This window comes from Microbacterium sp. CCNWLW41, assembly GCF_037083505.1.
On record NZ_JBAOJP010000002.1, the window covers coordinates 616,413 to 640,510 of the forward strand.

Annotated in this window: 22 protein-coding genes; 15 read left to right on the forward strand and 7 right to left on the reverse strand. The window is 72.0% G+C overall.

The window, feature by feature from the left end; genetic code table 11:
• Window positions 1-12: 12 nt before the first annotated feature.
• Genes V6R91_RS10730 through V6R91_RS10745 form a run of 4 tightly spaced genes read left to right on the forward strand, consistent with a single transcriptional unit; the run spans window position 13 to window position 3,860 of the window.
• Window positions 13-642 carry a TrmH family RNA methyltransferase gene (locus V6R91_RS10730; protein WP_336395412.1) on the forward strand — a complete coding sequence of 210 codons (630 nt, stop codon included), beginning with the start codon at window positions 13-15 and terminating at the stop codon, window positions 640-642.
• 48 nt (window positions 643-690) lie between these two features.
• Window positions 691-1,911, forward strand: a complete 1,221-nt coding sequence (locus tag V6R91_RS10735) for a sensor histidine kinase (protein ID WP_336395413.1) — start codon at window positions 691-693, stop codon at window positions 1,909-1,911.
• Window positions 1,908-2,591, forward strand: coding sequence for a response regulator transcription factor (locus V6R91_RS10740; protein ID WP_336395414.1), 684 nt, complete (start codon window positions 1,908-1,910; stop codon window positions 2,589-2,591). Before V6R91_RS10735 ends, V6R91_RS10740 begins: the two co-directional genes overlap by 4 nt.
• A gap of 57 nt (window positions 2,592-2,648) precedes the next feature.
• Window positions 2,649-3,860, forward strand: coding sequence for a hypothetical protein (locus V6R91_RS10745; protein ID WP_336395415.1), 1,212 nt, complete (start codon window positions 2,649-2,651; stop codon window positions 3,858-3,860).
• A gap of 18 nt (window positions 3,861-3,878) precedes the next feature.
• On the opposite strand, the gene V6R91_RS10750 is transcribed toward V6R91_RS10745, so the two are convergent.
• Complete coding sequence (locus V6R91_RS10750; protein WP_231819696.1) at window positions 3,879-4,082, reverse strand: hypothetical protein; 204 nt, start codon at window positions 4,080-4,082, stop codon at window positions 3,879-3,881.
• A 142-nt stretch (window positions 4,083-4,224) separates the two neighbouring features.
• Window positions 4,225-5,544, reverse strand: coding sequence for an MATE family efflux transporter (locus tag V6R91_RS10755; RefSeq protein WP_336395416.1), 1,320 nt, complete (start codon window positions 5,542-5,544; stop codon window positions 4,225-4,227).
• A 109-nt stretch (window positions 5,545-5,653) separates the two neighbouring features.
• Between V6R91_RS10755 and V6R91_RS10760 the strand changes: the two genes are divergently transcribed.
• Entirely contained in the window at window positions 5,654-6,211 is a 558-nt protein-coding gene (locus V6R91_RS10760) for a J-domain-containing protein (RefSeq protein ID WP_231819698.1), read from the forward strand.
• A gap of 6 nt (window positions 6,212-6,217) precedes the next feature.
• On the opposite strand, the gene V6R91_RS10765 is transcribed toward V6R91_RS10760, so the two are convergent.
• A complete protein-coding gene (locus V6R91_RS10765; RefSeq protein WP_336395417.1) occupies window positions 6,218-7,483 on the reverse strand; it encodes a heparan-alpha-glucosaminide N-acetyltransferase domain-containing protein in 1,266 nt (421 codons plus the stop codon).
• A gap of 49 nt (window positions 7,484-7,532) precedes the next feature.
• On the opposite strand from V6R91_RS10765, the gene V6R91_RS10770 reads away from it, so the two are divergent.
• Window positions 7,533-9,497 (forward strand): M13 family metallopeptidase, encoded by a 1,965-nt coding sequence (locus V6R91_RS10770; protein ID WP_336395418.1) that lies wholly within the window; start codon window positions 7,533-7,535, stop codon window positions 9,495-9,497.
• A 149-nt stretch (window positions 9,498-9,646) separates the two neighbouring features.
• Window positions 9,647-10,564 (forward strand): serine hydrolase, encoded by a 918-nt coding sequence (locus V6R91_RS10775; RefSeq protein ID WP_336395419.1) that lies wholly within the window; start codon window positions 9,647-9,649, stop codon window positions 10,562-10,564.
• A gap of 6 nt (window positions 10,565-10,570) precedes the next feature.
• On the opposite strand, the gene V6R91_RS10780 is transcribed toward V6R91_RS10775, so the two are convergent.
• The gene (locus V6R91_RS10780) at window positions 10,571-12,040 is read right to left on the reverse strand and encodes a peptide MFS transporter (RefSeq protein WP_271060665.1); all 1,470 of its coding nucleotides are present in this window, start codon (window positions 12,038-12,040) and stop codon (window positions 10,571-10,573) included.
• Window positions 12,041-12,135: 95 nt separating this feature from the next.
• On the opposite strand from V6R91_RS10780, the gene V6R91_RS10785 reads away from it, so the two are divergent.
• The 3 genes from V6R91_RS10785 to V6R91_RS10795 all read left to right on the forward strand — a co-directional run bounded on the left by V6R91_RS10785 (window position 12,136) and on the right by V6R91_RS10795 (window position 13,623).
• Entirely contained in the window at window positions 12,136-12,393 is a 258-nt protein-coding gene (locus tag V6R91_RS10785) for a CopG family transcriptional regulator (RefSeq protein ID WP_271060666.1), read from the forward strand.
• Complete coding sequence (locus V6R91_RS10790) at window positions 12,390-12,809, forward strand: type II toxin-antitoxin system VapC family toxin (RefSeq protein ID WP_271060667.1); 420 nt, start codon at window positions 12,390-12,392, stop codon at window positions 12,807-12,809. Before V6R91_RS10785 ends, V6R91_RS10790 begins: the two co-directional genes overlap by 4 nt.
• 124 nt (window positions 12,810-12,933) lie before the next feature.
• On the forward strand, window positions 12,934-13,623 hold the full coding sequence (locus tag V6R91_RS10795) for a GNAT family N-acetyltransferase (RefSeq protein ID WP_336395420.1): 690 nt from the start codon (window positions 12,934-12,936) through the stop codon (window positions 13,621-13,623).
• 30 nt (window positions 13,624-13,653) lie between these two features.
• On the opposite strand, the gene V6R91_RS10800 is transcribed toward V6R91_RS10795, so the two are convergent.
• The gene (locus V6R91_RS10800) at window positions 13,654-14,067 is read right to left on the reverse strand and encodes a VOC family protein (protein ID WP_231819704.1); all 414 of its coding nucleotides are present in this window, start codon (window positions 14,065-14,067) and stop codon (window positions 13,654-13,656) included.
• A gap of 62 nt (window positions 14,068-14,129) precedes the next feature.
• Between V6R91_RS10800 and V6R91_RS10805 the strand changes: the two genes are divergently transcribed.
• The 4 genes from V6R91_RS10805 (at window position 14,130) to V6R91_RS10820 (ending at window position 17,847) form a co-directional block, all read left to right on the forward strand.
• On the forward strand, window positions 14,130-14,855 hold the full coding sequence (locus V6R91_RS10805) for a YdeI/OmpD-associated family protein (protein ID WP_336395421.1): 726 nt from the start codon (window positions 14,130-14,132) through the stop codon (window positions 14,853-14,855).
• 56 nt (window positions 14,856-14,911) lie between these two features.
• Window positions 14,912-16,297, forward strand: coding sequence for a glycine--tRNA ligase (locus tag V6R91_RS10810; RefSeq protein WP_067243960.1), 1,386 nt, complete (start codon window positions 14,912-14,914; stop codon window positions 16,295-16,297).
• Between the two features lie 82 nt (window positions 16,298-16,379).
• Window positions 16,380-17,195 carry a serine hydrolase domain-containing protein gene (locus V6R91_RS10815; RefSeq protein WP_271060669.1) on the forward strand — a complete coding sequence of 272 codons (816 nt, stop codon included), beginning with the start codon at window positions 16,380-16,382 and terminating at the stop codon, window positions 17,193-17,195.
• Window positions 17,196-17,226: 31 nt separating this feature from the next.
• A complete protein-coding gene (locus V6R91_RS10820) occupies window positions 17,227-17,847 on the forward strand; it encodes a hypothetical protein (RefSeq protein ID WP_271060670.1) in 621 nt (206 codons plus the stop codon).
• Window positions 17,848-17,985: 138 nt separating this feature from the next.
• Here the strand turns inward: V6R91_RS10820 and V6R91_RS10825 are convergent, their stop codons facing one another.
• Window positions 17,986-21,000, reverse strand: coding sequence for an alpha-mannosidase (locus tag V6R91_RS10825; protein ID WP_336395422.1), 3,015 nt, complete (start codon window positions 20,998-21,000; stop codon window positions 17,986-17,988).
• A gap of 106 nt (window positions 21,001-21,106) precedes the next feature.
• On the opposite strand from V6R91_RS10825, the gene V6R91_RS10830 reads away from it, so the two are divergent.
• Entirely contained in the window at window positions 21,107-22,129 is a 1,023-nt protein-coding gene (locus tag V6R91_RS10830; RefSeq protein WP_336395423.1) for a LacI family DNA-binding transcriptional regulator, read from the forward strand.
• 658 nt (window positions 22,130-22,787) lie between these two features.
• Here V6R91_RS10830 and V6R91_RS10835 read toward each other — a convergent pair.
• Window positions 22,788-24,086, reverse strand: coding sequence for a glycoside hydrolase 5 family protein (locus tag V6R91_RS10835; protein ID WP_336395424.1), 1,299 nt, complete (start codon window positions 24,084-24,086; stop codon window positions 22,788-22,790).
• Window positions 24,087-24,098: the final 12 nt, after the last annotated feature.

Sequence of the window (24,098 nt, forward strand, 5' to 3'; positions counted from 1 at the left end):
TAGGCTGAGCGGGTGAGCACCGAGACGCCCGAACGCAGCACGCACGGCGTGGGGCCGTGGCCGGGCGGCCCGGAGAGCTGGCCGGGTGACGCGCACTTCGACCCGGAGCTGCTCGCCCACGGCGACACCCGCAACGTGATCGACCGCTACCGCTACTGGCGCATGGAGGCGATCGTCGCCGACCTGGACGCCCGCCGCCACCCGTTCCACGTCGCGATCGAGAACTGGCAGCACGACATGAACATCGGCTCGATCGTGCGCAGCGCCAACGCCTTCCTCGCCGACACCGTGCACATCATCGGTCGGCGTCGGTGGAACCGCCGCGGGGCGATGGTCACCGATCGGTACCAGCATGTCGTGCACCACGAGGACGTCGCGGCGTTCGCCGCGTGGGCGCAGGACGAACGGATCCCGATCATCGCGGTCGACAACGTCGAGGGCGCCCTCCCCGTGCAGGAGGCGGACCTACCCGCGCGCTGCGTCCTGCTCTTCGGGCAGGAGGGGCCCGGGCTGAGCGCGGAGGCGATCGCGGCGGCGAGCGGGCACGTGGAGATCACCCAGTACGGATCGACGCGGTCGATCAACGCCAGTGCGGCCGCGGCCGTCATCATGTACGAGTGGTGCCGGCGGCACGCCGGATGACGACCGGCGGACCGCCGCGGACCGGACCCGGGATGGGAGCATGAGGGGGTGAGAGCACAGGGCAGGGCCGCGTCGCGCGCATCCGCGCGAACGGCCTCGCCGCGGTTCTGGCTCCGGATCGACGTCATCGCGACCGCCGCGGCCACGGTCGTCCTCCTGCCGGCCACGATCGTGTCCCTCGTCCAGGCGGAGGGCCCCCCGCTCGTCGTCGTCGCGGCCATCGCCCTGTTCGTCGGGCTCCACGCCGCCTCGTTCGTCGCCGTCCGGCATCCGCGACCCGCCTTCGTCGCCGCGGCCCTGGTGATGCTCGCGCTCGCCCTGCTCCCGGCGGACGGCGTCGTCGCGGCCGCGCTGTATCCGTCCGCGGCGGCGTTCCTGCTCTGCCTCGGTCAGGTGGCGGTCCAGTGCACGACGCGACTGAGTCTCGCGGCGCTGGGCGTCGGCGTCATCGGCGCAGGCATCGTGTCGGCGCTCGCCACGGACCTTCCGGATCCGCTCCTGCGTCTCGGCTCGTTCGTGGGTCTCGCGGCCGTCAACGCCGCCGCGTGGGCGTTCGGCGCACTGGAGCGCTCGCGCCGGATCCGGGTCGAGGACGCCGCGCGCATGCGCGCCGAGCAGGCGGTGATCGCCGAGCGGGGCCGGATCAGCCGGGATCTGCACGACGTCGTGGCCCATGCGCTCACGGTGATGATCGCCCAGGCCGAGGTCGCGAGGACGCTCCTGCGCGAAGACCCGCTGACGAGCGAGCGCGCCCTCGACGTCGTCACCCGGACCGGCCGGGAGGCGCTGCGGGGCATGCGCGGCGTCGTCGCCGACGAGGCGTCTCGCTCGCCGGCGCCGGATCTGGCGGCGGTGCGCGCGCTCGTCGAGGACGCCCGCAGCCCCCGCGTCGACATCGAGCTGGACGAGAGCGGCGTGCCTGTCGCACTGGGGCCGGGTGCCATGCTCGCGCTCCACCACGTCGTGCGCGAGGCGCTGACGAATGCGATCCGGCACACGAGGCCGCCCGTGCGGGTGACGGTCGCGCTGCGATGGGAACGGAGCGCCCTGGAGGCCGTCGTCGAGGACGACGGCGGTGCCGGACGCCGGGACTTCGGGCTCGGCAGCGGCACCGGCCTGGTCGGCCTCGCCGAGCGGGTGCGGCTCGCGGGCGGCGTCCTGACCGCCGGGCCGAGCACGGCAGGCCATGACCGGGCGTGGACGGTGCGGGCGGTGTTCCCGTACGGAGACGGCGGTGCGGCCCGAGGCGCGACGGAGGGACGAGGATGACGGTCCGAGTGCTGCTGGCCGACGACCAGGACCTGCTCCGGGAGGCGCTCGCGCTGATGCTGGCGCGGGACGAGCGGATCGAGATCGTGGGCTCGGTGCGGTCCGGGGACGAGGCGATCGCTCTCGCGGACGAGCGGGTGGTCGACGTGGTGCTGATGGACGTGCGGATGCCCGGCACCGACGGCATCGCCGCGACGGCGGAGGTGCGCCGTCGTCATCCCGGCGTGCGCGTGCTGGTCCTCACGACGTTCGATCTGGACGAGTACGTGGTGGGGGCGATCCGCGCGGGCGCGAGCGGATTCCTGACCAAGGACGCGGCGCCGCAGGAGGTCGCGGACGCGGTCGTGGCGGTGGCGGCGGGCGAACGCGTGGTGGGGGAGCGGGCCCTGGAGGCGCTCGTGGGATTCGTGCGGAGCGCCGTGGCGCCGCGGGATCCGGACGCGTCCGCGGCGCTGACCACGCTCACCCCGCGGGAGCAGGAGGTCGTGCGGCTGCTGGCCGCCGGGCTGTCCAATGACGAGATCGCCCAGCGCCTCTTCCTGTCGCCCAATACCGTCAAGACCCATGTGAAGGCCGTGCTCGCCAAGCTCGCCCTGCCCGACCGGATCCACGTGGTCATCTGGGCGTATGAGAACGGAGTGCTGCGGCCGGCGGCGGAGCAGGATCACCCGCGCGGGTGATCCGATCCACCCCGGAGGGCGATGCGGGGATGCCGCGCCGCTTCCTAGCGTCGAGGCATGCACGCACGAACCAGGCTCCTCTTCCCCCTGCTGTCGGTCGCCGCGTCCTCGATCGTCACGGCGCTCGCGCTTCTGCGGCTCACCGTCCCGACCGTCGCCGGATGGTTCGCCGAGGTGCCGCCGGGCCTGCTCGACCGGTGGATCGCGCCCGTCCCGTCCGCGGTGCTGAGCCTGCTGCTGGGCCTCGCCGGGATCGTGACGGGACTGCGGGCCCTCGTCGTCGAGCGTTCCGCGTCGCGCCGACCCGCAGGAATCCGGATCGCGGCGGCCGCTCTGGCCGCGGGCGTCGTCCTCCTCGCCCCCGGTGGTGTCATCCCGGTGGCCGGCTACACGTTCGCGCTCGTCGCGGTGGGCCTGGTCGTCGCGGCGATCGTGCTGCTGACGCTCCGGCACCCGGTGGCGGGCCTGGCCGCGATCGCCGGCCTGGGTGCGGCGGGATTCGTCGCCGTCCGGCTCCTCGACGCCGGTGATCTCCTCGTGCGTCTCCTCCCCGCCTTCGCACGGCAGCTGCCGTTCGCCGGGACGACCGCCGTCTACCTCGTCGTGTCGACGGCGCTCGTGCTCTGGGCCATCGGCGATGCGCGCCCGCCCTACGGCCGCGTCGCCGCAGGCGTCGTTCGCCATCGCCGCGCGATCACGATCGTCGCCGCCGCGTGCGCCCTGCCCTACGCCCTCGCGCGCGCGTCGTGGCTGACGCCGTGGCCGCAGTTCGGCGGGGACGCCGAGCTCTTCGCGCGCGAGCCCGCGATGCTGCTCACCGGACTCCTCCTCGGCGCCGGGATGCTCACCGGCGGAGTGCTCACGCTCGGGCTCATCCGCCCGTGGGGAGAGCGGTTCTCGTCGCGGTTCGCCCTGCTCGGGGATCGCCCGGTGCCGGTCGGTCTCGCCGTGATCCCCGCGGTCGCGGTCGCGGTGCTGTTCCTCACCGGAGGACTCGACTTCCTCCTCCTGGCGGCGGAGGGTGGACTGCCGGCGGACGGCGCCCTGCTCGAGGTCTCCGTGCTGTTTCCGTTCTGGCTGTGGGGTCCGCTGCTCGCGCTCGCCGCGTGGGGGTACGCGATGCACCGCGCCTCCGAACCGCTCGCACCGGTCCGCCCGCGCGGGCGGGAGGCCCGGCGAGCCGCCAAGGACGAGGAGCGGCGGAACCGCGAGCGCGCCCTGGCGCATCTGGAGGCGCTCGAGGACCGGGATCCGGAGCCGTCGCGCTGAGGACGCCGCCTCTCGATCTCAGTCGCGGTCGATGCCGAGGACGTGTCGGTACAGCGCCGACACATCGCGATCGAGCGCGCGGATCTCGCCGATGAGCTCCGCGCGTAGCCCCCCGATCTCCGACTTGATGACGTGGATGAACATCGTCGACACGACCGTGATCATGCCGAACATGGCTGCGGCGAGGACGCCGATCAGCACCCAGACCTGAGGTTCGGACATCGACAGCACCCTTCGAGTATGGCGGATTGCATGCCAGAGTGCCAGGGTTCTGAGCGGTCGATGAGTCGCGGCGCGGACACGGGGGAGAAGGCGAGATTCTCGTCCGCGGTGGAGGACGAGGGATCCCGTCACGTGCCGTGCGTCATACCGCGACGCGCAGCCAGCGGCCGGTGCGTACGCGCAGGCCGAGGGTCGCGAGGCGCACCAGCAGGTACACGCCGAAGAACGCCACGGCGATCCAGATGAGCCCCGCGACCCCGTCCACGCCGGTCGCGGCGACGACGGCGAGGGCGGGAAGGAAGACGAGGAGGTTGATGCCGCCCGCCAGCGCGAGGTAGCGGGCGTCCCCGGCGCCCATGAGCACTCCGTCGAGGACGAACACGACGCCCGCGACGGGCTGCGCGACGGCCAGCACGATCAGGGCGGGCTGGATGAGGGCGGCGAGGTCCGGGTCGCCGGTGAAGACCAGGCCGATCACACCGGAGAGCGCTCCGATCGCGAGGCCCACGACCACGCCGAACCACGTCCCCCAGGCCACCGTCCTCGCCAGCACCTGCCGGGCGGCCTGCTCGTCCTTCGCCCCCAGGTTCTTGCCGATCAGCGCCTGCGCCGCGATCGCGAGGGCGTCGAGGGCGAAGGCCGCCGCGGAGAACACCGTGTAGACGACCTGCCACCCGGCGAGCTCGGTCGTCCCGATGCCCGTGGCGACGCCCACGGTCGCCAGCAGCGCGACGCGCAGCGACACGGTGCGCAGGAACAGCCAGCCCCCCGACCGCGCCGAGCCTCGGATGCCGGACAGCTCCGCCCGGATCGACGCATCGTGCCGCCGCGCGAGGCGTCCCACGACGACGACGTACGCGCCCACCATGCCCCATTGGGCGACCACCGTGCCGAGCGCGGAGCCCGCGATGCCCCAGCCGAGCCCGTAGATGAACAGCGCGTTCAGCGCGGCGTTGGCGGCGAAGCCGCTGCCCGCGATCCACAGCGGGGTCATCGTGTCCTGCATCCCGCGCAGGAGTCCCGTCGCCGCGAACACCACGAGCATGGCCGGAAGGCCCCACATCGAGATGACGAGGTAGGTGTCGGCCTGCTGGGCGACCGCCTCCGAGGCCCCGAACAGACCGACCAGCCACGGCGACGACCACGCGCCGGCGACCGCCAGCATCGCACCGAGCCCGAGAGCGAGCCACATCCCGTCGATCCCGACGGAGACGGCGTCGCCGGGATCCCCGGCCCCGAACCTGCGCGCCACGGCGGGCGTGGTGGAGTAAGCGAGGAACACCATCAGGCCGACGAAGGTCTGCAGCACCGCCGAGGCGATGCCGAGGCCCGCCAGCGGTGTCGTGCCCAGGTGCCCCACCAGCGCCGCGTCCACGATCAGGAACGCCGGCTCGGCGATCAACGCGCCCAGTGCGGGGATCGCCAGGCGCAGGATCTCGCGGTTGAGGGAGGAGCGGGCCACCCACCGAGCCTAGGCCGTGGCGCCGACGTCCCCGGCGCGTGGTCCCGGACCGGCCCGCGGCGGACCGTCGTAGGCTGGAGGAGGACGCCGACACCGCAGGGGGTGCACGATGACCGGGACGAGAGACGCTGAGGATCGCTACCGCGCCGCCGTCGAACGGAACCGAGGCCGCACGGAGCCCGCGCCGTCACCCGCCGTCCTGAACGCCGAGACCATGCCGGCGATCGTCGAGACCGCGATCCAGGTCGCGATCCGTCGCGGCGAGTTCGACGACCTTCCCGGCGCAGGCAAGCCCCTGGAGGGACTGGCCGCGTCGTCGGATCCCGACTGGTGGATCCGGCGGAAGATCGAGCGCGAGGGACTGACCGGCCTCGGCCCGCCCGCCCTTCTCCTGCGCGTGGAGGACCGCGGGATGGAGGAGACGCTCGACGCCCTCGGGCGTGAAGAGGATGTCCGCGCCCTGATCGAGGACTTCAACCGTCGGGTGGTCGAGGCCCGGCGGCAGCTGCAGGGCGGCCCGCCGGTTGTCACGCGGACGCGCGACGCCGACGCCGAGGTCGCGGCGTGGCGGCAGCGGCGAGAGGCGCGACACGAAGCCCCGACCGCCGAACCGGACGAGCAGCGTCCGCGCCGGCGGTGGTTCTCCGCGCGGCGCGCCCGCGACTGAGCGGGATCAGGCCCGCGGGGTCCGGGAGAACAGCCGCCCCGACCACGAGACGAACGTCTCCAACGGCCCGCGGCGGTCGAGCAGCAGCAGGACGAGGCCGACCAGCACCGCGCCGGCGACGTGCAGCGCCCACATCCCCGGGCTGGACACGTACCACGCGACGCCCCACGGGGCCCCGTCGTCGGACTCCCGCACGAGCCCGGTCACCGCGGTCGCGAGGACGTGGAGCGTGTAGATCGTGAGCGGAGCGGCGCCCGCCCGCCGCACCGGTTCCACCAGCCGCGCGCCGATCCCGTGCAGCGCAGCCCCGGCCGCCAGGCACAGGGCGATCACCACCAGCGCGACGCCCGTGGTGATCGCGAGGTCGAACGGCGTCCCCGTGTGCGGCGCGGGAGAGGCGAGCCACCAGAGGCTCCCGGGCGGCGGCGTGCCGTACCCGGACGCGTAGAACGCGCCCTCGACATCCCTGCCGAGCCAGGCGGGCTCCGCCTCCAGCGCCGCCAGGGTGCCGAACGGTCCCGCGAGCAGGGCGCTGAGCCCCCAGCCGCCGAGCGCGGCGACGGCGCCCACGACCGCCAGTCGCCGGGCCGCACGTGCCCGGGATCCTGCATCGGACGCCCGGAGGAGTACGCGGCCGACCAGCATCCCGACCATGGCGTAGACGATCCAGGTCAGCACCGGGTAGGCGCCGGTCAGCAGGACGTCCTGCAGGAGAGCGAGCGGATCCCGCAGGCTCGGCCAGGACGGCGTGCTCGCGCCCGCCGGGGGTCCGAAGAGCTGCGCGAGCGCCGCGCGCAGCAGGGCGGTGGCGACCGGCCCGATCAGGCCGAGGGCCGCGGCGCCGATCACGAGCGCACGGTCCGACCAGCGCACCAGGAGCATCGCCACCCAGAACAGGACGCCGTAGAAGACCAGGATCACGAGCACGCCGGACGGCGCCAGGCCCAGCGTGAGGCCGATGATCACGAGGGCGAGGCCGCGCCCGAAGAGATTGCGTCGGGCGGCGCCGACGCGTCCGGCGGCGAGATCGCGCCGCGAGGTCAGGGCGATCCCGGCGCCGGCGAGCACCGCGAACAGCCCCGCCGCCTTTCCCGACACCGCGGCGGCCGCGAGGGACTCCTCCCCGGACGGGGTCACGGTCCACACGTGCGCCGCCATCATCCCGGCCACGGCGACGAAGCGGGCCAGGTCCAGGCCGGCGATCCGCGCGGGCGACGCGGCCGGGGACGCGGGACCGAAGGCGGCGGCCGACGCGGCGGGTGTGCGTGCCATGGGAACACGATAGGACGCGGTGTCGCCGCCCGCGCATAGGGTGGGATCCATGACCGACGTGCTGCCCTCCGGCCTCGCCACCGGCGAGTTCGATCCCGCGATCCGCCCCCAGGACGACCTCTACCGTCACGTGAACCACACGTTCCTCGAGAACACCGAGATCCCCGCCGACAAGGCGCGCTGGGGCTCGTTCCACCTGCTCGCGGAGCAGGCCGAGAAGGACGTGCGGGCGATCATCGAGGAGGCGCAGGAAGCGGAACCGGGAACCGAGGCGCGCAAGATCGGCGACCTGTTCGCGAGCTTCATGGACACGGAGCGGATCGCGGCCGCCGGCATCGAGCCGCTGCGCGAGCCGCTCGCGACCGTAGACGCGATCTCCTCGATCCCCGAGCTCCTCGCGGCCGCCGGCGAGTTCGACCGCCGCGGCGTCGCCGCGCTGATCGGCCTCTACGTCGAGCCCGATCCCGGGAACCCGGAGCGCTACGTGCCGTTCGTCGTTCAGGCGGGGCTGTCCCTCCCCGACGAGAGCTACTACCGTCTCGACACCTTCGCGGACACGCGTGCCGCGTACCGGGCGCACGTCGAGCGCCTGCTCGGGCTCGCCGGGATCGCCGATCCGGCCGGGGACGCGGAGCGCTCCTTCGCGCTGGAGCACGAGATCGCGGCCCACCACTGGGACAACGTGGCGAGCCGCGACGCCGTGAAGACGTACAACCTCCGCACCTGGGCCGAGTTCCAGGAGCTCGTCGGCGTCGACCTCGCCCCGTGGCGGGAGACGGTCGCGCCCGCCAACCCCGGGGCGTTCGACGAGGTCGTCGTCTACCAGCCGAGCTTCTTCGAGGGCCTGGGCTCGCTGCTGGTCCCGGGGCGTCTGGACGACTGGAAGGCGTGGCTGCGCGCGAAGGTCGTGCACGGCCTGGCCGGGTTCCTCACGGATGAGATCGTCGCCGAGAACTTCTCCTTCTACGGCACCGAGCTCACCGGCGTCCCCACCATCCGCGAGCGCTGGAAGCGGGGCGTCTCCCTCGTGGAGGGCTCGCTCGGCGACGCGGTCGGCAAGGTGTACGTGGAGCGCCACTTCCCCCCGGCCGCCAAGGAGGCGATGGACGAGCTCATCGCGAACCTCATCGAGGCCTATCGGCAGAGCATCTCCGAGCTGGAGTGGATGAGCCCGGAGACCCGCGAGCGGGCGCTCGCCAAGCTCGCGACCTTCACCCCGAAGATCGGCCACCCCCAGACCTGGCGCGACTACACCGCCGTCGAGATCTCGGCGGACGACCTCGTGGGCAACGCCGGACGCGCCGCCGCGTTCGAGCACGACCGCACCGTGGGCAAGGTCGGCAAGCCCATCGACCGCGACGAGTGGTTCATGCCGCCGCAGATGGTCAACGCGTACTACAACCCGCTGATGAACGAGATCGTGTTCCCCGCGGCGATCCTGCAGTACCCGTTCTTCGACGCCGCCCGCGACAGCGCCGCCAACTACGGCGGCATCGGCGCGGTCATCGGGCACGAGATCGGGCACGGATTCGACGACCAGGGCAGCCGTTACGACGGCGACGGCCGGCTCCAGGACTGGTGGACGGACGCCGACCGCGCCGCGTTCGAGGAGCGCACCGGGTCGCTCATCGCCCAGTACGACGCCCTCGTGCCGGAGGGGTTGAGCGGCGACCACCACGTCAACGGCGCCCTGACGATCGGCGAGAACATCGGGGACCTCGGCGGTCTCGGCATCGCGCTGAAGGCCTACGAGCTCTCCCTCCGGGGCGAGGCCGCACCGGAGATCGACGGTCTCACGGGCGTCCAGCGCCTGTTCCTGTCGTGGGCGCAGACCTGGCAGCAGAAGAGCCGCGAGGCGGAGACCATTCGCCTGCTCACCGTCGATCCCCACTCGCCGAACGAGTTCCGCTGCAACCAGATCGTTCGCAACATCGACGCCTTCTACGAGGCGTTCGGCGTCGCGGAAGGCGACCGGCTGTGGCTCGATCCGGCACAGCGCGTCACCATCTGGTGACGCCGATGCGGTCGCCGACGAACCCCGTCGGCGGCCGCATGCGCGGGTTACGATAGCCCTGGCGCGGGGGGACGTGGGACGTGCGGGCAGCCGTGCGACCGACGTCCTCGTGCGCCGACCTCCCCCTCTCCTTCTCGGAAGGAATCCGCGTGGGCACCTCCCCCGAGCCTTCGCCGTCCACGGCCCTGCGCCGATCGCAGCGGTCGTCCCGACGACTTCCGCGTCGCGCCGCGATCGGCCGCCGCTCCTTCGACGCGACCCTTCGTGCCCTGGAAGGGCTGGTCGAGTCCGGGGCGCAGGTCGCCGTGCACGTCGTCGACCTGGACCACGGCGAACGCGTGCTCGCCGGCGACGACCACGTGACGCTGCCGATCGGGGGCCTCGGGGTCGTGCCGCTGCTCGTGGAGACCGCGGCCGCCTTCGAGACCGGCCGCATCGACCCGCTGGAGGTCGTGGAGCGGGCGGAGCTCGAGCAGGTCGCGATCGGCGGGGTGTGGCAGCATCTGCGGGCACCGGCGCTCCCGCTCACGGATCTCGCGACGCTCGCGGCGGCGGTGGGGGATCCGATCGCCGTCAACGCCCTGCTCGACCACGTGGGCCTGGACCGGGTCCGGGCGCGGATCGAGGAGCTCGGACTGGAGCGCCTGGCGCTGCTCGACCGCACACGAGACCGGCGGGGGCCCGATGACGCTCCGCACCTCGCCGTCGGCACCGCGGGGGAGCTGGCGCGCCTGTTCGCCGACCTGGTGAACTCGCGGGTCGTCGATGCGGCGGTCAGCGCGCAGGTGTCCGAGTGGCTGAGCCTGAACCACGATCTGAGCCTCGTGGCCGCCGCGACCGGTCTGGACCCGTTCGCGCACGAGAACGACTCGCACGGGATCCTGTTCGTCAACAAGACCGGTCGGGAGGACGGGGTCCGCGTCGAGGCCGGGGTGCTCGCAGGGCCGCGCGCGGGAGTCGCCTACGCGCTGATCGTGTGCTTCGACGACCTGTCGATCATGCACCGTCTCCGCGCCCACGACGCCTTCCGGGTCCTGGGCGTGGAGCTCATGGAGTACGCGTTCTGACCGGACTCAGCGCACGCCCTTCATCAGGGCGAGCACCGGCTTGGCGCTGACCCACAGCCCGAGGCCCACGACGATCGCGATGCCGCCGAGGATCGAGAAGTACGGCACCTCGTTCGTCGGGTCGTAGAACTGCACGAGCCAGCCCGAGATCGCGGTGCCGAGCGCCACCGACAGGAAGAACAGCGCGACCATCTGGGTGTGGAAGGCGGCCGGGGCGAGCTTCGTGGCGGCGGACAGGCCGATGGGCGACAGGAGCAGTTCGGCGATCGTGAAGACGAGCAGGATGCCCACGATCGCGAGCAGCGGCGTGGAGTTCTCCGCGCCGCCCGCGAACGGCAGGAACAGCAGGAACGCCGCGCCCATGATGATCGCTCCGAGGGCGAACTTGACCGGGGTCGTCGGCTGGCGGGCGCCGAGCTTCGTCCACAGGGCCGCGAAGACGCCGGAGAGCACGATGATGAAGACCGGGTTGATCGACTGCACCCACGACACCGGCATCTCCCAGCCGAACAGGTCGCGGTTCAGGCGGGCGTCGGAGTAGACGGTGAGGACCGTGAACTGCTGCTGGTACAGCGACCAGAACGCCACGCTGGTGATGAACAGCGGCAGGAACGCCCAGACCCGCGAGCGTTCGGTCGCGTCGATGCGACGGCTGCCGAGGATCACGGCGAAGTAGGCCACCGTCGCCGCGAGCGTGCCGATGATCACGATGGCGGACAGGTTGTCGGCGCGGATGACCCCCGCGAACACGAGGACGACCACGAGGAGGACCGCGGCCGCCGCGATGATCCCGACGAGCGGGTAGCGACGGGCGGGAAGCGGGTTGGCGACCCGGCGCGCGGCCTCGGGGAGCGCGCGCCGGCCGAACGAGTACTGGAGGAGACCGGCGGCCATGCCCACAGCCGCGATGCCGAAGCCGAAGTGGAAGCCCAGCGTGGACTGCATGAGGCCGGTGAGGATGGGGCCGAGGAATCCGCCCAGGTTGATCCCGAGGTAGAAGAGGGAGAAGCCGGCGTCGCGGCGGGTGTCCTCCTCCGAGTACAGCGTGCCGACGACGGCGGTCGCGTTCGCCTTGAGCCCGCCCGAGCCGATGGCGACCAGCACGAGGCCGACGCCGACGCCGACCACACCGGGGAGGAAGGCTAGGGCGAGGTGTCCGGCCATGATGACGATCGCGCTGAGGAACAGCGTCCGCTCGGATCCGAGAAGGCGGTCCGCGACCCACGCGCCGAGGATCGTGGACAGATACACGGATCCGCCGTAGGCACCGACGATCCCGCCGGCGACGCTCTGCGGGATGCCGAGCCCGCCGTCTGTGACCGAGTAGTACAGGTAGATCAGCAGGATGCCCTGCATGCCGTAGAAGCTGAATCGCTCCCACATCTCCACGCCGAACACGTGCGCGAGCGCCCACGGCTGTCCGAAGAACCGGGTGTCGCGATCGCCGGATTCACGGGTCTTCTGCGGGGCGCTCATCATTCCAGAATATGTTGCGCGCGGATCCGGGGCGGGCGAGCCGGGCCGCGAAGTGGTACCACTCGACGCCCTGAGTGGTACCATTACGTATGGCTATGAACCTGAGGTTGGGTGCCGAAGCCGCAGCGGCGCTGAAGACCGAGTCAGCTCGGACCGGCATCAGTCAGCAGGAGATCGTCCGCCGGGCGGTCGCGGAGCACCTCGGGTTCGGTGGGGGCACGCGTCGGCCGTTCTATCCGGACTGGGCGCATCCGCCGGCGGAGCCCTTTCGCGATGTGCGGGCGTCCCTGTCATTGCCGGACGGGGTCACGATCCAGAGCGTCCTCGACGACCTGCGCGAGGAGCGTGGGTGAGGATCCTCTACATCGACACGAGCGCGCTGATGAAGCGCGTCGTCGCCGAGGACGAATCCGACTTCCTGGCGGATGCGCTGCGCCTCGCCGTCAATGATGCCGCGACGCTCATGACCTCCCGACTGGCGGAGGTCGAGGTCTCGCGCGCGTTGCGATCTCGATTCGCCGGGGACGCCGCAGACCACGCGGTGCCGGACGCGCTGAGCGGAGTCGGCGTTGCGCCGATCACGGATGTGGTGCTCGCCTTCGCGCGAACCCTCGAACCGCCGGTGGTGCGAACACTTGATGCGATTCACCTCGCCACCGCCATCGCGCTCGGCGCCCATGAGGTCTGGACCTATGACGACAGGTTCGCGGAGGGAGCCCGACGGGCGGGCATCGCGGTGCAGATGCACGGTCGGCGTCGGCACGAATGACGGAGGCGCGGTCGCCGATGATGCGGGGCGCCGGCCCTGTCTGGAGGGAGGGGCGGGCCGACCGTGAAACTGGCGCGCAGGGCGCGCGTTTCGTCCTGGGGGCGGGGAGGGGCAGACTGGGGGCGTGCGAACCGTGCGTGATCTTGACACCGTCGAACTGATCCTGGATGCGCAGGGACTGCTGGACTCGATCCGCGGGCCCGAGCGCGTCATCGACGCCGGCACCCTGCGGGCGCTGCAGCAGTCGGGCAACTACGTCGTGGGGCTGTTCGACAGCGACGGCGGCGAGGAGCGCATGGTCGGCGCGTCGATCGCGTTCTTCGGGGAGCCCGGGCGGCGCTCGATGCACTCGCACATCACCGCCCTGCTTCCGGAGTATCGGGGACGCGGCTGGGGTCGCGAGCTCAAGGAGCACCAGCGCCAGTGGGCCTTCTCCCGCGAGGTCGGGCGGATCACGTGGACCTTCGATCCGCTCGTCGCCCGCAACGCGCACTTCTTCCTCACCGTTCTGGGGGCGCGCGTGACCGGCTACTCGGTCAACCGCTACGGGATCTTCGGCGGCGGGGACGCGGGGGACGAGAGCGACCGCCTGGACGTGGAATGGGCGCTCGCCGACATCGCCAAGCCCCCGGCCGAGGACACCGTCGTCGAGACCGTGGAGATCCCGGCGGACATCGAGGCGATGCGCACGTCGGATCCGGAGGCCGCGCACGAGTGGCGGATGCGCTTGCGCACCCGGATGGAGGAGACCCTCGGCCGTGGTCTGCGGATCGTGGGCTTCGACGTCGAGCGGGGCTACCTGTTCGCGCAGTGACAGCGGGCGACCTCGCCCCGCCCTGCCGCGTCACGGACGGGGAAGCACGAACGCGCCCGTCTCCCCGGGGTTGACCGCGACCTCCCAACGGAAGCCGTCGGGGTCGGCGAAGTATCCGGAGTACCCGCCCCACTCACGACGCACAGCGGGACGGACGTCGGCACCGAGCGCCGCCGCCTCCGCGAGCACGGCGTCCGCCTCGGCCTCGCTCGCGACGTTGTGCGCCAGCGTGACCGGAGCCAGCCCCGGAGCCGGGGCCTCCCCGATCTCCTCCGTGAACCCCGCGACCGACCACAGCGAGAGGATCACCCGGTCCGCGACCGGGAGCATGAGGACGTCGTCCGCCTCGAAGATCGGCCGCCACCCCAGACCCTCGACGTAGAAGGCGCGACTGCGGGCGACATCGGCGACAGCCAGGGTCAGGAAGCTCACTCGTTGTTCCATGCCGCGATCCTGCCACCGGCCTCGGACACCGCGATGTCGGGGGCTCGTGGCATCCTGGCGGGATGAACGACAGCGACGCCCGTCCGGTGCCTGCGGGGCGGCCGGGCGGCAGCGCCGACCGGCCGGCGGTCTTCTTCGCCGATGCCGCCGAGTTCCGGGCGTGGCTGGAGCAGAACCACGACACGGCCGGCGAGCTGTGGATGGAGCTGCGCAAGGCCCACGTCCCCGAGGCGGAACGCGGCCTCTCCTGGGCCGACGCGGTCCTCGAGGCGCTGTGCTTCGGGTGGATCGACTCGGTCTCCCAGCGTGTGGACGACGACCGCCGCCGGCAGCGGTGGTCGCCGCGGCGCCCGGGGAGCACGTGGTCCGAGGTCAACGTCGCCCACGTCGAGCGGCTGCGCGCGGAGGGCCGGATGACGCCGGCGGGCCTCGCCGCGTTCGAGGCGCGACGGGCGGATCGCACCGGCACGTACTCGCACGAGAACGCCGAGGCCGAGCTGGAGCCGGAGGTGCAGCGGATCATCGACGCGTCCCCGGCGACGGTCGCCTTCCTCGCCGCGTCCACCCCCGGGTACCGCAAGGTCGTGCGCCACTGGATCGCGACCGCGAAGCAGCCCGCGACCCGCGTGCGCCGAGCGGAGCAGCTCGTCGCCGACAGCTCCGCGGGGCTGCTCATCCCGCTGGCTCGCCCGGGCACGACGCCCGCCTGGCTGCAGCGCGCCGCAGCCGCCGCCCGCGCGGCGCAGGCGGGCGGGGGAGCGCCGGAGGGGGAGGCGCCCCGCGGATAGGATTGGCATCACCGGCATCGCCGGACGATCCTCCGCTCACGACCATTGGAGCCGCCATGGCCGAACAGTCCCGCCTCGACAAGGTCATCAGCCTCGCCCGCCACCGTGGGTTCGTCTTCCAAGCGGGGGAGATCTACGGGGGATCCCGGAGCGCGTGGGACTACGGCCCCCTCGGCACGGAACTGAAGGAGAACATCCGGCGCCAGTGGTGGCAGACGTTCGTCCGCGGCCGCGGCGACATGGTGGGCCTGGACTCCAGCATCATCCTCCCGAAGCGCGTGTGGGAGGCCTCCGGACACGTCGAGACGTTCACCGACCCGCTCGTGGAGTGCCTCCACTGCCACAAGCGCTTCCGTGCGGACAACCTCGTCGAGGACTTCGAGGCCCGTAAGGGCCGCACCGCCGAGGGTGGACTGGCCGAGGTGCCGTGCCCGAACTGCGGGACCAAGGGGCAGTACACCGAGCCCAAGGCGTTCTCCGGCCTCGTCAAGACCTACCTCGGCGTCGTGGACGACGAGTCCGGCATGTACTACCTGCGTCCGGAGACCGCGCAGGGCATCTTCGTGAACTTCGCCAACGTGCTGACCGCCAGCCGCAAGAAGCCGCCGTTCGGCATCGGGCAGGTCGGCAAGGCGTTCCGCAACGAGATCACCCCCGGCAACTTCATCTTCCGCACGCGCGAATTCGAGCAGATGGAGATCGAGTACTTCACCCCTCCGGCCGAGGCCCAGGAGTGGTTCGAGCACTGGGTGGAGAAGTGCTGGGACTGGTTCGTCGACCTCGGCGTGGACCCCGACAACATGCGCCGCTATGACGTCCCGGAGGAGGACAGGGCGCACTACTCGGCCGGCACGATCGACGTCGAGTACCGCTTCGGGTTCCCGGGCAAGGAGTGGGGCGAGCTCATGGGCGTCGCCAACCGGACCGACTACGACCTCAACCGCCACTCCGAGGTGTCCGGCCAGAGCCTGACGTACTTCGACCAGGCCTCCGGCGAGCGGTACACCCCGTACGTGATCGAGCCGTCCTTCGGCCTCACCCGCGCGATGATGGCGTTCCTCGTGGACGCCTACCGCGAGGAGGAGGTTCCGAACGCGAAGGGCGGGACGGACGTACGGACGGTGCTGAAGCTCGACCCGCGGCTGGCGCCCATCAAGGTCGCCGTTCTTCCGCTGTCGCGCAACGAGAAGCTCTCGCCGCTGGCGCGCGAGGTCGCCGACGACCTGCGGGGGCACTGGGTGATCGACTTCGACGACGCCGGGGCGATCGGCCGTCGCTACCGTCGCCAGGACGAGATCGGGACGCCGTACTGCGTCACGATCGACTTCGACTCGCTGGAGGACCGCGCGGTCACCGTGCGCGACCGCGACACGATGGCGCAGGAGCGCGTGGCGCTGGACCAGCTCGATGCCTACCTCGCGGAGCGCCTGCGCGGCGCCTGATCCCCTTCGCGGAGCCCCGGTCCAGACGTGTGGACCGGGGCTCCGCGGTCTCCGCCGCGCCGCCGCATGGGACGATGGCTGCGTGGAGACGACGACCTTCGCCGCGACCGACGGCTTCCCGCACCCGGCCCTGATCGGTGTCACGGACGCCGACCGAACCCTCGCGTTCCAGGGCGACCCGCACCAGGTGCTCCCGCTGGCCTCGGTGACCAAGCCGCTCACGGCCTGGGGAGCGCTCGTGGCGATCGACCACGGCCTCCTGGACTTCGACGACCCGGCCGGTCCCGAGGGATCGACGGTGCTCCATCTGCTCGATCACACCAGCGGCCTGCCGTTCGAGGGGGACGATCCTCAGCGCGCACCGGGGGAGCGCCGCATCTACTCCAACGCGGGATTCGACCTCCTGGCGGACGTCGTCGCCGAGGCCGCAGGCATGCCCTTCGCCGAGTGGATGGCCCGCGAGGTGGTCGTGCCGCTCGGGATGACGGAGACGGACGTGACCGGTCGCCCCTCCGCCGGGGCGCGTTCCTCGATCACGGATCTGCTCGTCTTCGGCCGCGAGGTGCTGCGCCCCACGCTCATCCCGGCCGAGCTCCGCGACCTGGCGCTGCGGGTGTCGCGCGAGGGACTGCCCGGGCTCGTCCCCGGATACGGTTCCTATCCGGACAACCAGTGGGGTCTCGGGTTCGAGCGCAAGGGCGTGAAGTCCCCGCACTGGCTGGCCGACTCCTTCCCGCCGGAGACCGCCGGCCATTTCGGGGCCCAGGGGAGCTTCCTCTTCATCGACCGGTCCCGGGACCTGGCTGCCGCGTTCCTGTCCGGCGTGCCGTTCGGCGAGGACCACAAGCGGATCTGGCCCGCCCTCACCGAGGAGATCGCCGCCCGCTACGGCGGGTGATGTCGTGGGCGACGACGACGGACGAGGGACGATGACGAACGAGGATCCGGACGCCCGTTCCCGGCGCCGCACCTGGGTGGCCGGCGGGCTGCTTCTCGTCCTGTCCGCGGTCGTGGCCCTGGTCGCGCGCGGTCCTCTCGCCGGGATCCACCTCGCGAAGGACGCGCTGTGGGCGCTCGGAGTCCTGGTCCTGGTCATCGGGCTGGGTCGGGCGGGAAGCCTCACGGCGCGCCGGCCGGTCGCGACCGTCCTGGTGATCCTTCAGGTCGTGCTCGCGAGCCCCTGGGCGGCTCGCTTCGTCTCCGGGTTCGTTCTCGACGATCCCGCCAACCCCCACGCCGAGGAATCCTCGTGGAAGAGTATCGTCTTCCCGTATCAGGTGGTGCTGGCCGTGCTGACGGTCGTCGTGGTCGTGTTGATCGGCATCATCCGGGCGTGGCCGCGCTTCTGGAGTTGGGCACCGGCCGGCGGTCTGGTCGTCTGGGTCGTCGTTCTCGCCGCCGGATTCCTGTCTCCGGTGACGGACTCCGGGCTGCTCGGGTTCGCCGTCGTCTTCCTCCCGCCGATTTTGACGGCGCTGCTCGGCGGGATCGCGATCGTGCTCGGACTGCGTGCCGTTCCCGCGTCGCGCCCGCATGCTCTCGACGCCTGACACGTCGGACGCATCCCTCCCGCGCCGAAACCCCCTCTGCGCGCCGAAACCCCTCCTGAAACGCGCGATTCCGAGGGGGTCTCGGCGGCCAGGAGGGGTTTCGACGGAAGTGCGACGGGAACCGGGGACGGTGAGCCGTCAGGAGCGGGAGATGCGGAGGGTCCTGACCTCGAACGGGCGAAGGCTCAGCGCGCCGCCGGTGCGGGGCTCGTCGAGCTCGTCCTCGATCAGCGTCACCTCGCGGATCCCGCCGTGTGGGAAGCCGACCTCCACCTCGCCGGTCGTGCGTCGTCCGAGCGACTCGTACACGCGGACGATCACGTCCCCGGAGCGGTCGTCCGCGAGCTTGACGCTCGAGACGACGATCCCCGGGCCGGTCACCCGGACGAGGGGCTCGACCTCGTCTGCTCCGCGCACCTCGGTGGGTAGCGCGTTCATCCGGATGCCCTCGGCGGTGGCGATCGCCGCGTCGGCGCCGACGACCAGGCCGACCTCGATCTCGTGGGACCCGTGGTCGGTCTCGGGATCGGGGAAACGCGGGGCGCGCAGCAACGACAGGCGGACCGTCGTGGTGACGTCGTCGCCCTCGACCTCGCGGCTCGTGTCGTAGCCGTAGATCGAGTCGTTCACGAGCGCGACGCCGAAGTCCTCCTCCTGCGCCAGCACGAAGCGGTGCATGGACGTCTCGAACTTCGCCGCCTCCCAGCTCGTGTTCACATGCGTGGCCCGGCGCTGGAACCCGAACTGCGTCTCCGCCAGCGTCTCGCGCGCGAACACGTCCAGCGGGAACGCGAGCTTCAGGAGCTTCTCGGTCTCGTGCCAGTCGATGTCGTTGCGCAGCAGGACGGTCCGCGATCCCGGCTGCAGCACGATCGTCTGGGTCAGCCGGGACTCCGAGAACGCCCGCTCCACGACCACCACGGCGGCGCCGCCCTCCACCGAGGCGGAGATCGAGGACACCCCGGTGAGATCCTCGACGCGGTTGCGGTAGTACCGGTCGATGTCCCACGCGTCCCACATGTTCGGGAAGTCCTGGTGGAGCTGGAACAGGTTCGCCGGCCGGCCCGCGGGGATCGCGTCGCGCCCGCTCGCGCGGTCCACCGCGGACGTGATGAGCCCCTCGGCGGACACGAGGATCGACACCAGCTCGTTCTCCAGGCGGAAGCCGCCGTCCTCCTCGGCCAGCGTGGCCACCGCATCCGGCGCATCGACGGCGGCGGCGCCGAGCGCCACGGCTCCGGCGCCGAGACCGACCGAGGTCGGCGTGAAGCGAAGGCGCCGATCGCCCTCGCCGGCCAGAGCGCGCCGGGCGGCGTCGGAGATCCCGCGGGCATCGTCCAGCACGCCGCCGAGCACCTCGACGGCCTCGCGGTGCACCCAGGCGATGGAGGTGCCGGGGAGGATGTCGTGGAACTCGTGCAGCAGGACCAGCTGCCACAGCCGGTCCAGCTCGTCGTGGGGATAGCGCGTCCCGCGGCGCACGGCGGCGGTCGCCGCCCACAGCTCGGCCTCGATCAGCGCCTGCTCCGCCCAGCGGTGCAGGGCCTTCGTCGCGTGCTGGCTGGTGAGGGTGCCGCGATGCAGCTCCAGGTACAGCTCGCCGACCCAGACGGCGGGATCCGGCAGCTCGGCTTTAGCGTCGTCGAAGAAGTCGTCCGGGTGCTTCCATTCCACCTGCGCGGCGCCCTCTAGGGACGCCATGCGCGCGGCCTTGCCGGTCATCTCGCGGGTCGTGCCCCCGCCGCCATCGCCCCAGCCGACCGGGGCGATCGACATGGTCGCGACGCGGTTCTCCTTGAACTGGCGCGACGCCTTGGCGACCTCCATCCCGCTCAGCTGCGAGTTGTAGGTGTCCATCGGCGGGAAGTGCGTGAAGATGCGGGACCCGTCGATGCCCTCCCAGTCGAAGGTGTGGTGCGGGAAGACGTTGCGCTGGTTCCAGGAGATCTTCTGCGTGAAGAACCACTCGAAGCCGGCCCGGCGCATGAGCTGCGGGAGGGCGGGGGAGTAGCCGAAGCTGTCCGGGAGCCAGACGCCGCGCGAGCGGATCCCGAACTCGCGCTCGAAGAAGCGCTGCCCGTGGGAGAACTGACGCACGAGCGACTCGCCCGTGGGCATCACGGTGTCCGACTCCACCCACATGCCGCCCAGCGGCAGGAAGCGTCCCTCGGCCACGGCGTCCTTGATCCGGGCGAAGACCTCGGGCCGGTGCTCCTTGACCCAGGCGTACTGCTGCGCGCTGGACATCCCGTAGCGGAACTCCGGCTCCTCCTCCAGGAGCGTCGTCATGGAGGAGGTGGTGCGGGCGACCTTGCGGATGGTCTCGCGAACGGGCCACAGCCACGCCGAGTCGATGTGCGCGTGCCCGACGGCGGCGATCCGGTGCGCGCTGGCGTCGGCCGGCGACTCCAGCGCCGGGGCCAACCGCTCCCGGGCGTCCGCGGCGGTGTCGGTGATCCGCTGCAGGTCCAGGACGTCCAGGGCGTCGTCGAGGGCCTGGAGGATCCGCATGCGCCGCGGCGAGGTCTCCGGAAGCTCCGCCTGCAGCTCCAGCAGGACCTCCACGTCGAGCGCGAGCTCGAACACCTCGGACTCGAAGACGGCGAGATCCATGTGGCGGATCCGGTACAGCGGCTCCGGCGAGGAGGTGCGGATGTCGCCCTCCTGGGTGGGGAGGAAGGGGTGGTAGTCGAGGAGCACGGGGTTCGACGCCCCCTCCAGGAACAGCTCGACCGACTCGCCGCCCTCTGCGACGGGGACCACCGGCACCCACTGGTTGCGGGGGTTGAGGCTCTTGACCGGTACCGGCTCGCCGTCCGCGCCTCGCCGGTACACGAGCGCCTCGCACTGGAAGCCGGTCATGTTCACGTCGAAGCCGAGGTCGATCACGGCCTCGACCCGCCGTCCCGCCCACGCGGCGGGGACCTCGCCGCGGACGCGGAACCAGGTGGTGCCCCACGCGGGTCCCCACTGCTGTCCCGCTGGGAACGGCTCGTAGTCCAGCGCGAGACCGTCGGCCGGCGCGATCGGCTCGCCGGGGAGGGCATGGGCGGAGATCTCGAGCGGCACCCGCGCGGAGTGGATCGCCGGGCGGATGCGCTCCGTCAGGACGCGGTTCGCGCGGCCGACGGTCAGCGAGGTCTCTTCGTGCATGGAGGCGCTCCTTCGCGGTGCCAGAATGTGGGGAACGTCCGGACATCGTATTCCGTCCGGCCGGGGAGTTCCGAGAGGAACTAAAACGATCTAGTACGGTGAGTCTATGTCACGGGCGAAGCGCGTCACCATCGCGGACATCGCGCGCCTGGCGGGAGTGTCCCCCGGCGCGGTGTCCTTCGCGCTCAACGGGCGCCCGGGCGTGAGCGAGCAGACGCGCCAGCGGATCCTCGACATCGCCGAGGCGCACCAGTGGCAGCCCAGCTCCGCGGCGCGGGCCCTCGTCGGCTCGCGCGCCGGGGTCGTCGGGTTCGCGGTCAACCGCCCGGCCCGCACGCTCGGCACGGAGGCGTTCTTCACCGACCTCATCGCCGGCGTCCAGTCGGCGCTGGGCGCGCGGCGGATGTCGATGCAGATGGTCCTCGTGTCCTCGATCGAGGAGGAGATGGCGACCTACCGGCGCTGGCGCAGCGCGAACCAGGTCGACGGGGTCATCGTGATCGACCCGCACGACGACGATCCGCGGCTGACGCTGCTGACGGAGCTCCCGCTCCCCGCGGTCGTGATCGGATCCCGCCCGTCGGCGGCGGGCGAGCCCGCGGCCATCTGGCTCGACGACCGCCGCGCCGCGCACAGCCTGTTCGACTACCTCGCCGCGCTCGGGCACTCCCGCATCGCGTACGTGTCGGGCCCGGGGGAGTTCCAGCACACGCGGATGCGCGCCGAGGTGCTCGGCGAGCTGTCCGCGCGCGGAGTGTCGGGCGAGACGCTGGTGACGGACTTCTCGCCGGCGGCGGCCACCTCGGCGACCCGGGCGCTGCTGAGCCGCGCCGAGCGGCCCACCGCGATCGTGTACGACAACGATGTGATGGCGATCGCCGGCCTTCGCGTCGCGCAGGAGATGGACGTCGCGGTGCCGAGCGCCCTGTCCCTGGCCTCCTTCGACGACTCGGTGGTGACGGGGCTCGTGCATCCGTCGATCACCTGCCTGACCCGCGACACCTTCGCGCTCGGGGAGGGCGCCGCGGAGTTCCTGCTGGAACAGATCGAGACGCCTGAGGTCCTTCCCGCGCGCTCGGGTCCCCTTCCGGAGCTCACGATCCGCGAGAGCACCGCCGCCCCCCGCTGATCCCGCTCCGCCCTTTCGTGCGGAGAACCACCCTTCATGCGGAGGATCGCTCTTCGTGCGGAGAACCGCCCTTCGTGCGGAGAACCGCCCTTCGTGCGGAGGATCGCGCTTCGTGCGGACGGATCCTGCGCTGTTCTCCGCGGGAGGCGCGGATCTCCGCATCAGGCGTCGGGCGTACCGCCCCTCGCGCGGAGAACCACCGCTGGTTCGGTGTACCGCTCGTCGCGCGGAAAACCCCGCTTGGTGCGGAGAACCCCGCTTCGCGCGGAGAACCCCGCTTCGCGCGGAGAACCCCGCTTCGTGCGGACGGATCCTGCGCTGTTCTCCGCGGGAGGCGCGGATCTCCGCATCTTGCGGCCGGCGTTTCTCCCGTCCTTTCGTGGCCCTGTCGCGACCCGTGGACCTGAGGATGTCCGGGACGCGGAGAAGCGTCCTTGATGCGGACGGATATCGCGCTGGCGTCCGCGTGAAGCGCGCTTCTCCGCCGCTGCCGGACGGTTCCGCCTGAAGCGCGGATCTCCGCCACGGCGCGCGACGCGTCCCGACGGCGCATGACGCGTCCGACGGCGCGCGACGCGTCCCGACGGTGCATGACGCGTCCCGACGGCGCGGACGCCCGTGCCCCCCGCCGGCGCGCGACGCGGCCGGGGTCGCAGGATCAGACGACCGTGTTCTGGGATGCGTAGTCGACGGCGCCGCGGAGGTCGGGACGGATCAGCTCCGTGATGCCGCGCGCGGCGAGGGCGGCCGGGTCGGCGGCGGTGCGCGAGGTGACGAAGGCGGGGTCCGCTCCGCCCGTGCACGCGTCCACCCAGGCCTGGAAGACGGGGCCGCCGGGGCCGAGGGCGCCGCGGCTGACGGGGGTGTCGTCGTCATCGACCTCGACGACGATCCCGAGCGTGCGGGCCGGGGCGGGGCGGCGCTCGCGCAGCTCGGGGATGATCTCCGCGAAGCGGCGGCCGATGGGCTTGGCCGCGCCGTCCTGTCCGACGAGCCCGAGCGTGTACTCGAGCTCCGGGAAGTCCGCGAGCTCCCGGCTCACGTCGTGCGAGCACCACCAGGTGATCCCCCACAGGTCGTCCGTGCGGACGGCCGCGCGGACCGTCGCCTCCAGGAATCCCGGCGTCTCGTCGGGGGTGAGGCAGTTGGAGGGCGCGCCGACCTCCTGCAGCCAGATCGGGCGGCGGGGGTCCGTCGCGAAGGCGCGCGAGAGCTCGATCATGTACTCGGCGTGCCGGTCGGAGGCGACGGACCGGCCGCCGTAGCGCTGGGCGGTGCCGTTGAAGATCCAGGAGTGCACGGTGGTCATGGCGCCCAGTCGCGAGGCCAGCGCGGGCGTGAACCCGTGCCCGTCCATGTACCAGGCGGCGTCGTACTCGCTGTGCACGTGCTGCTGCGCCGGAGCCGAGCGGTCGGCGGCGTCCAGGAGCGCGGTGATCCACGCCGCGGCCTCGGCCTCCGTGACCGGCCACGGAGAGGGGTGGGTCTTCGCCGAGAACTGGTTGGTCTCGTTGCCCGTGGTGAATCCGAGGAAGTTCCCGGCGTCGCCGAGCGCAGCGCCCAGCCGCTCGACCAGGGCCACCTGCCCGGACACCGCGTCGGGATGGGTGAACATGTTCTTGTCGTGCCAGGTGAACAGCCAGGACGGGATGAAGTCGAAGCTGGAGAGGTGTCCCTGGATCACGTCCACGCTCACGTCGAGCCCGAACTCGCCGGCCGCGTCGACGACCGCACGGACGTCGTCGACGGCGCGCTCGCGGATGAGCGTCCGGTTCGGCTGCAGCACCGTCCACAGCGGGAAGATGCGGACGTGGTCGAGCCCGAGCTCGGCGAGTCCGGCGAAGTCGCGGCGCACGGCGTCGAGGTCCAGCGACATCCAGGCGTGCATCCACTCGGTCGAGGGGGTGTAGTTCGCGCCGAAGCGCAGGGGGGCGTCGGCCGGGAGGTGCGCGGTCATCGCGGTCCTTTC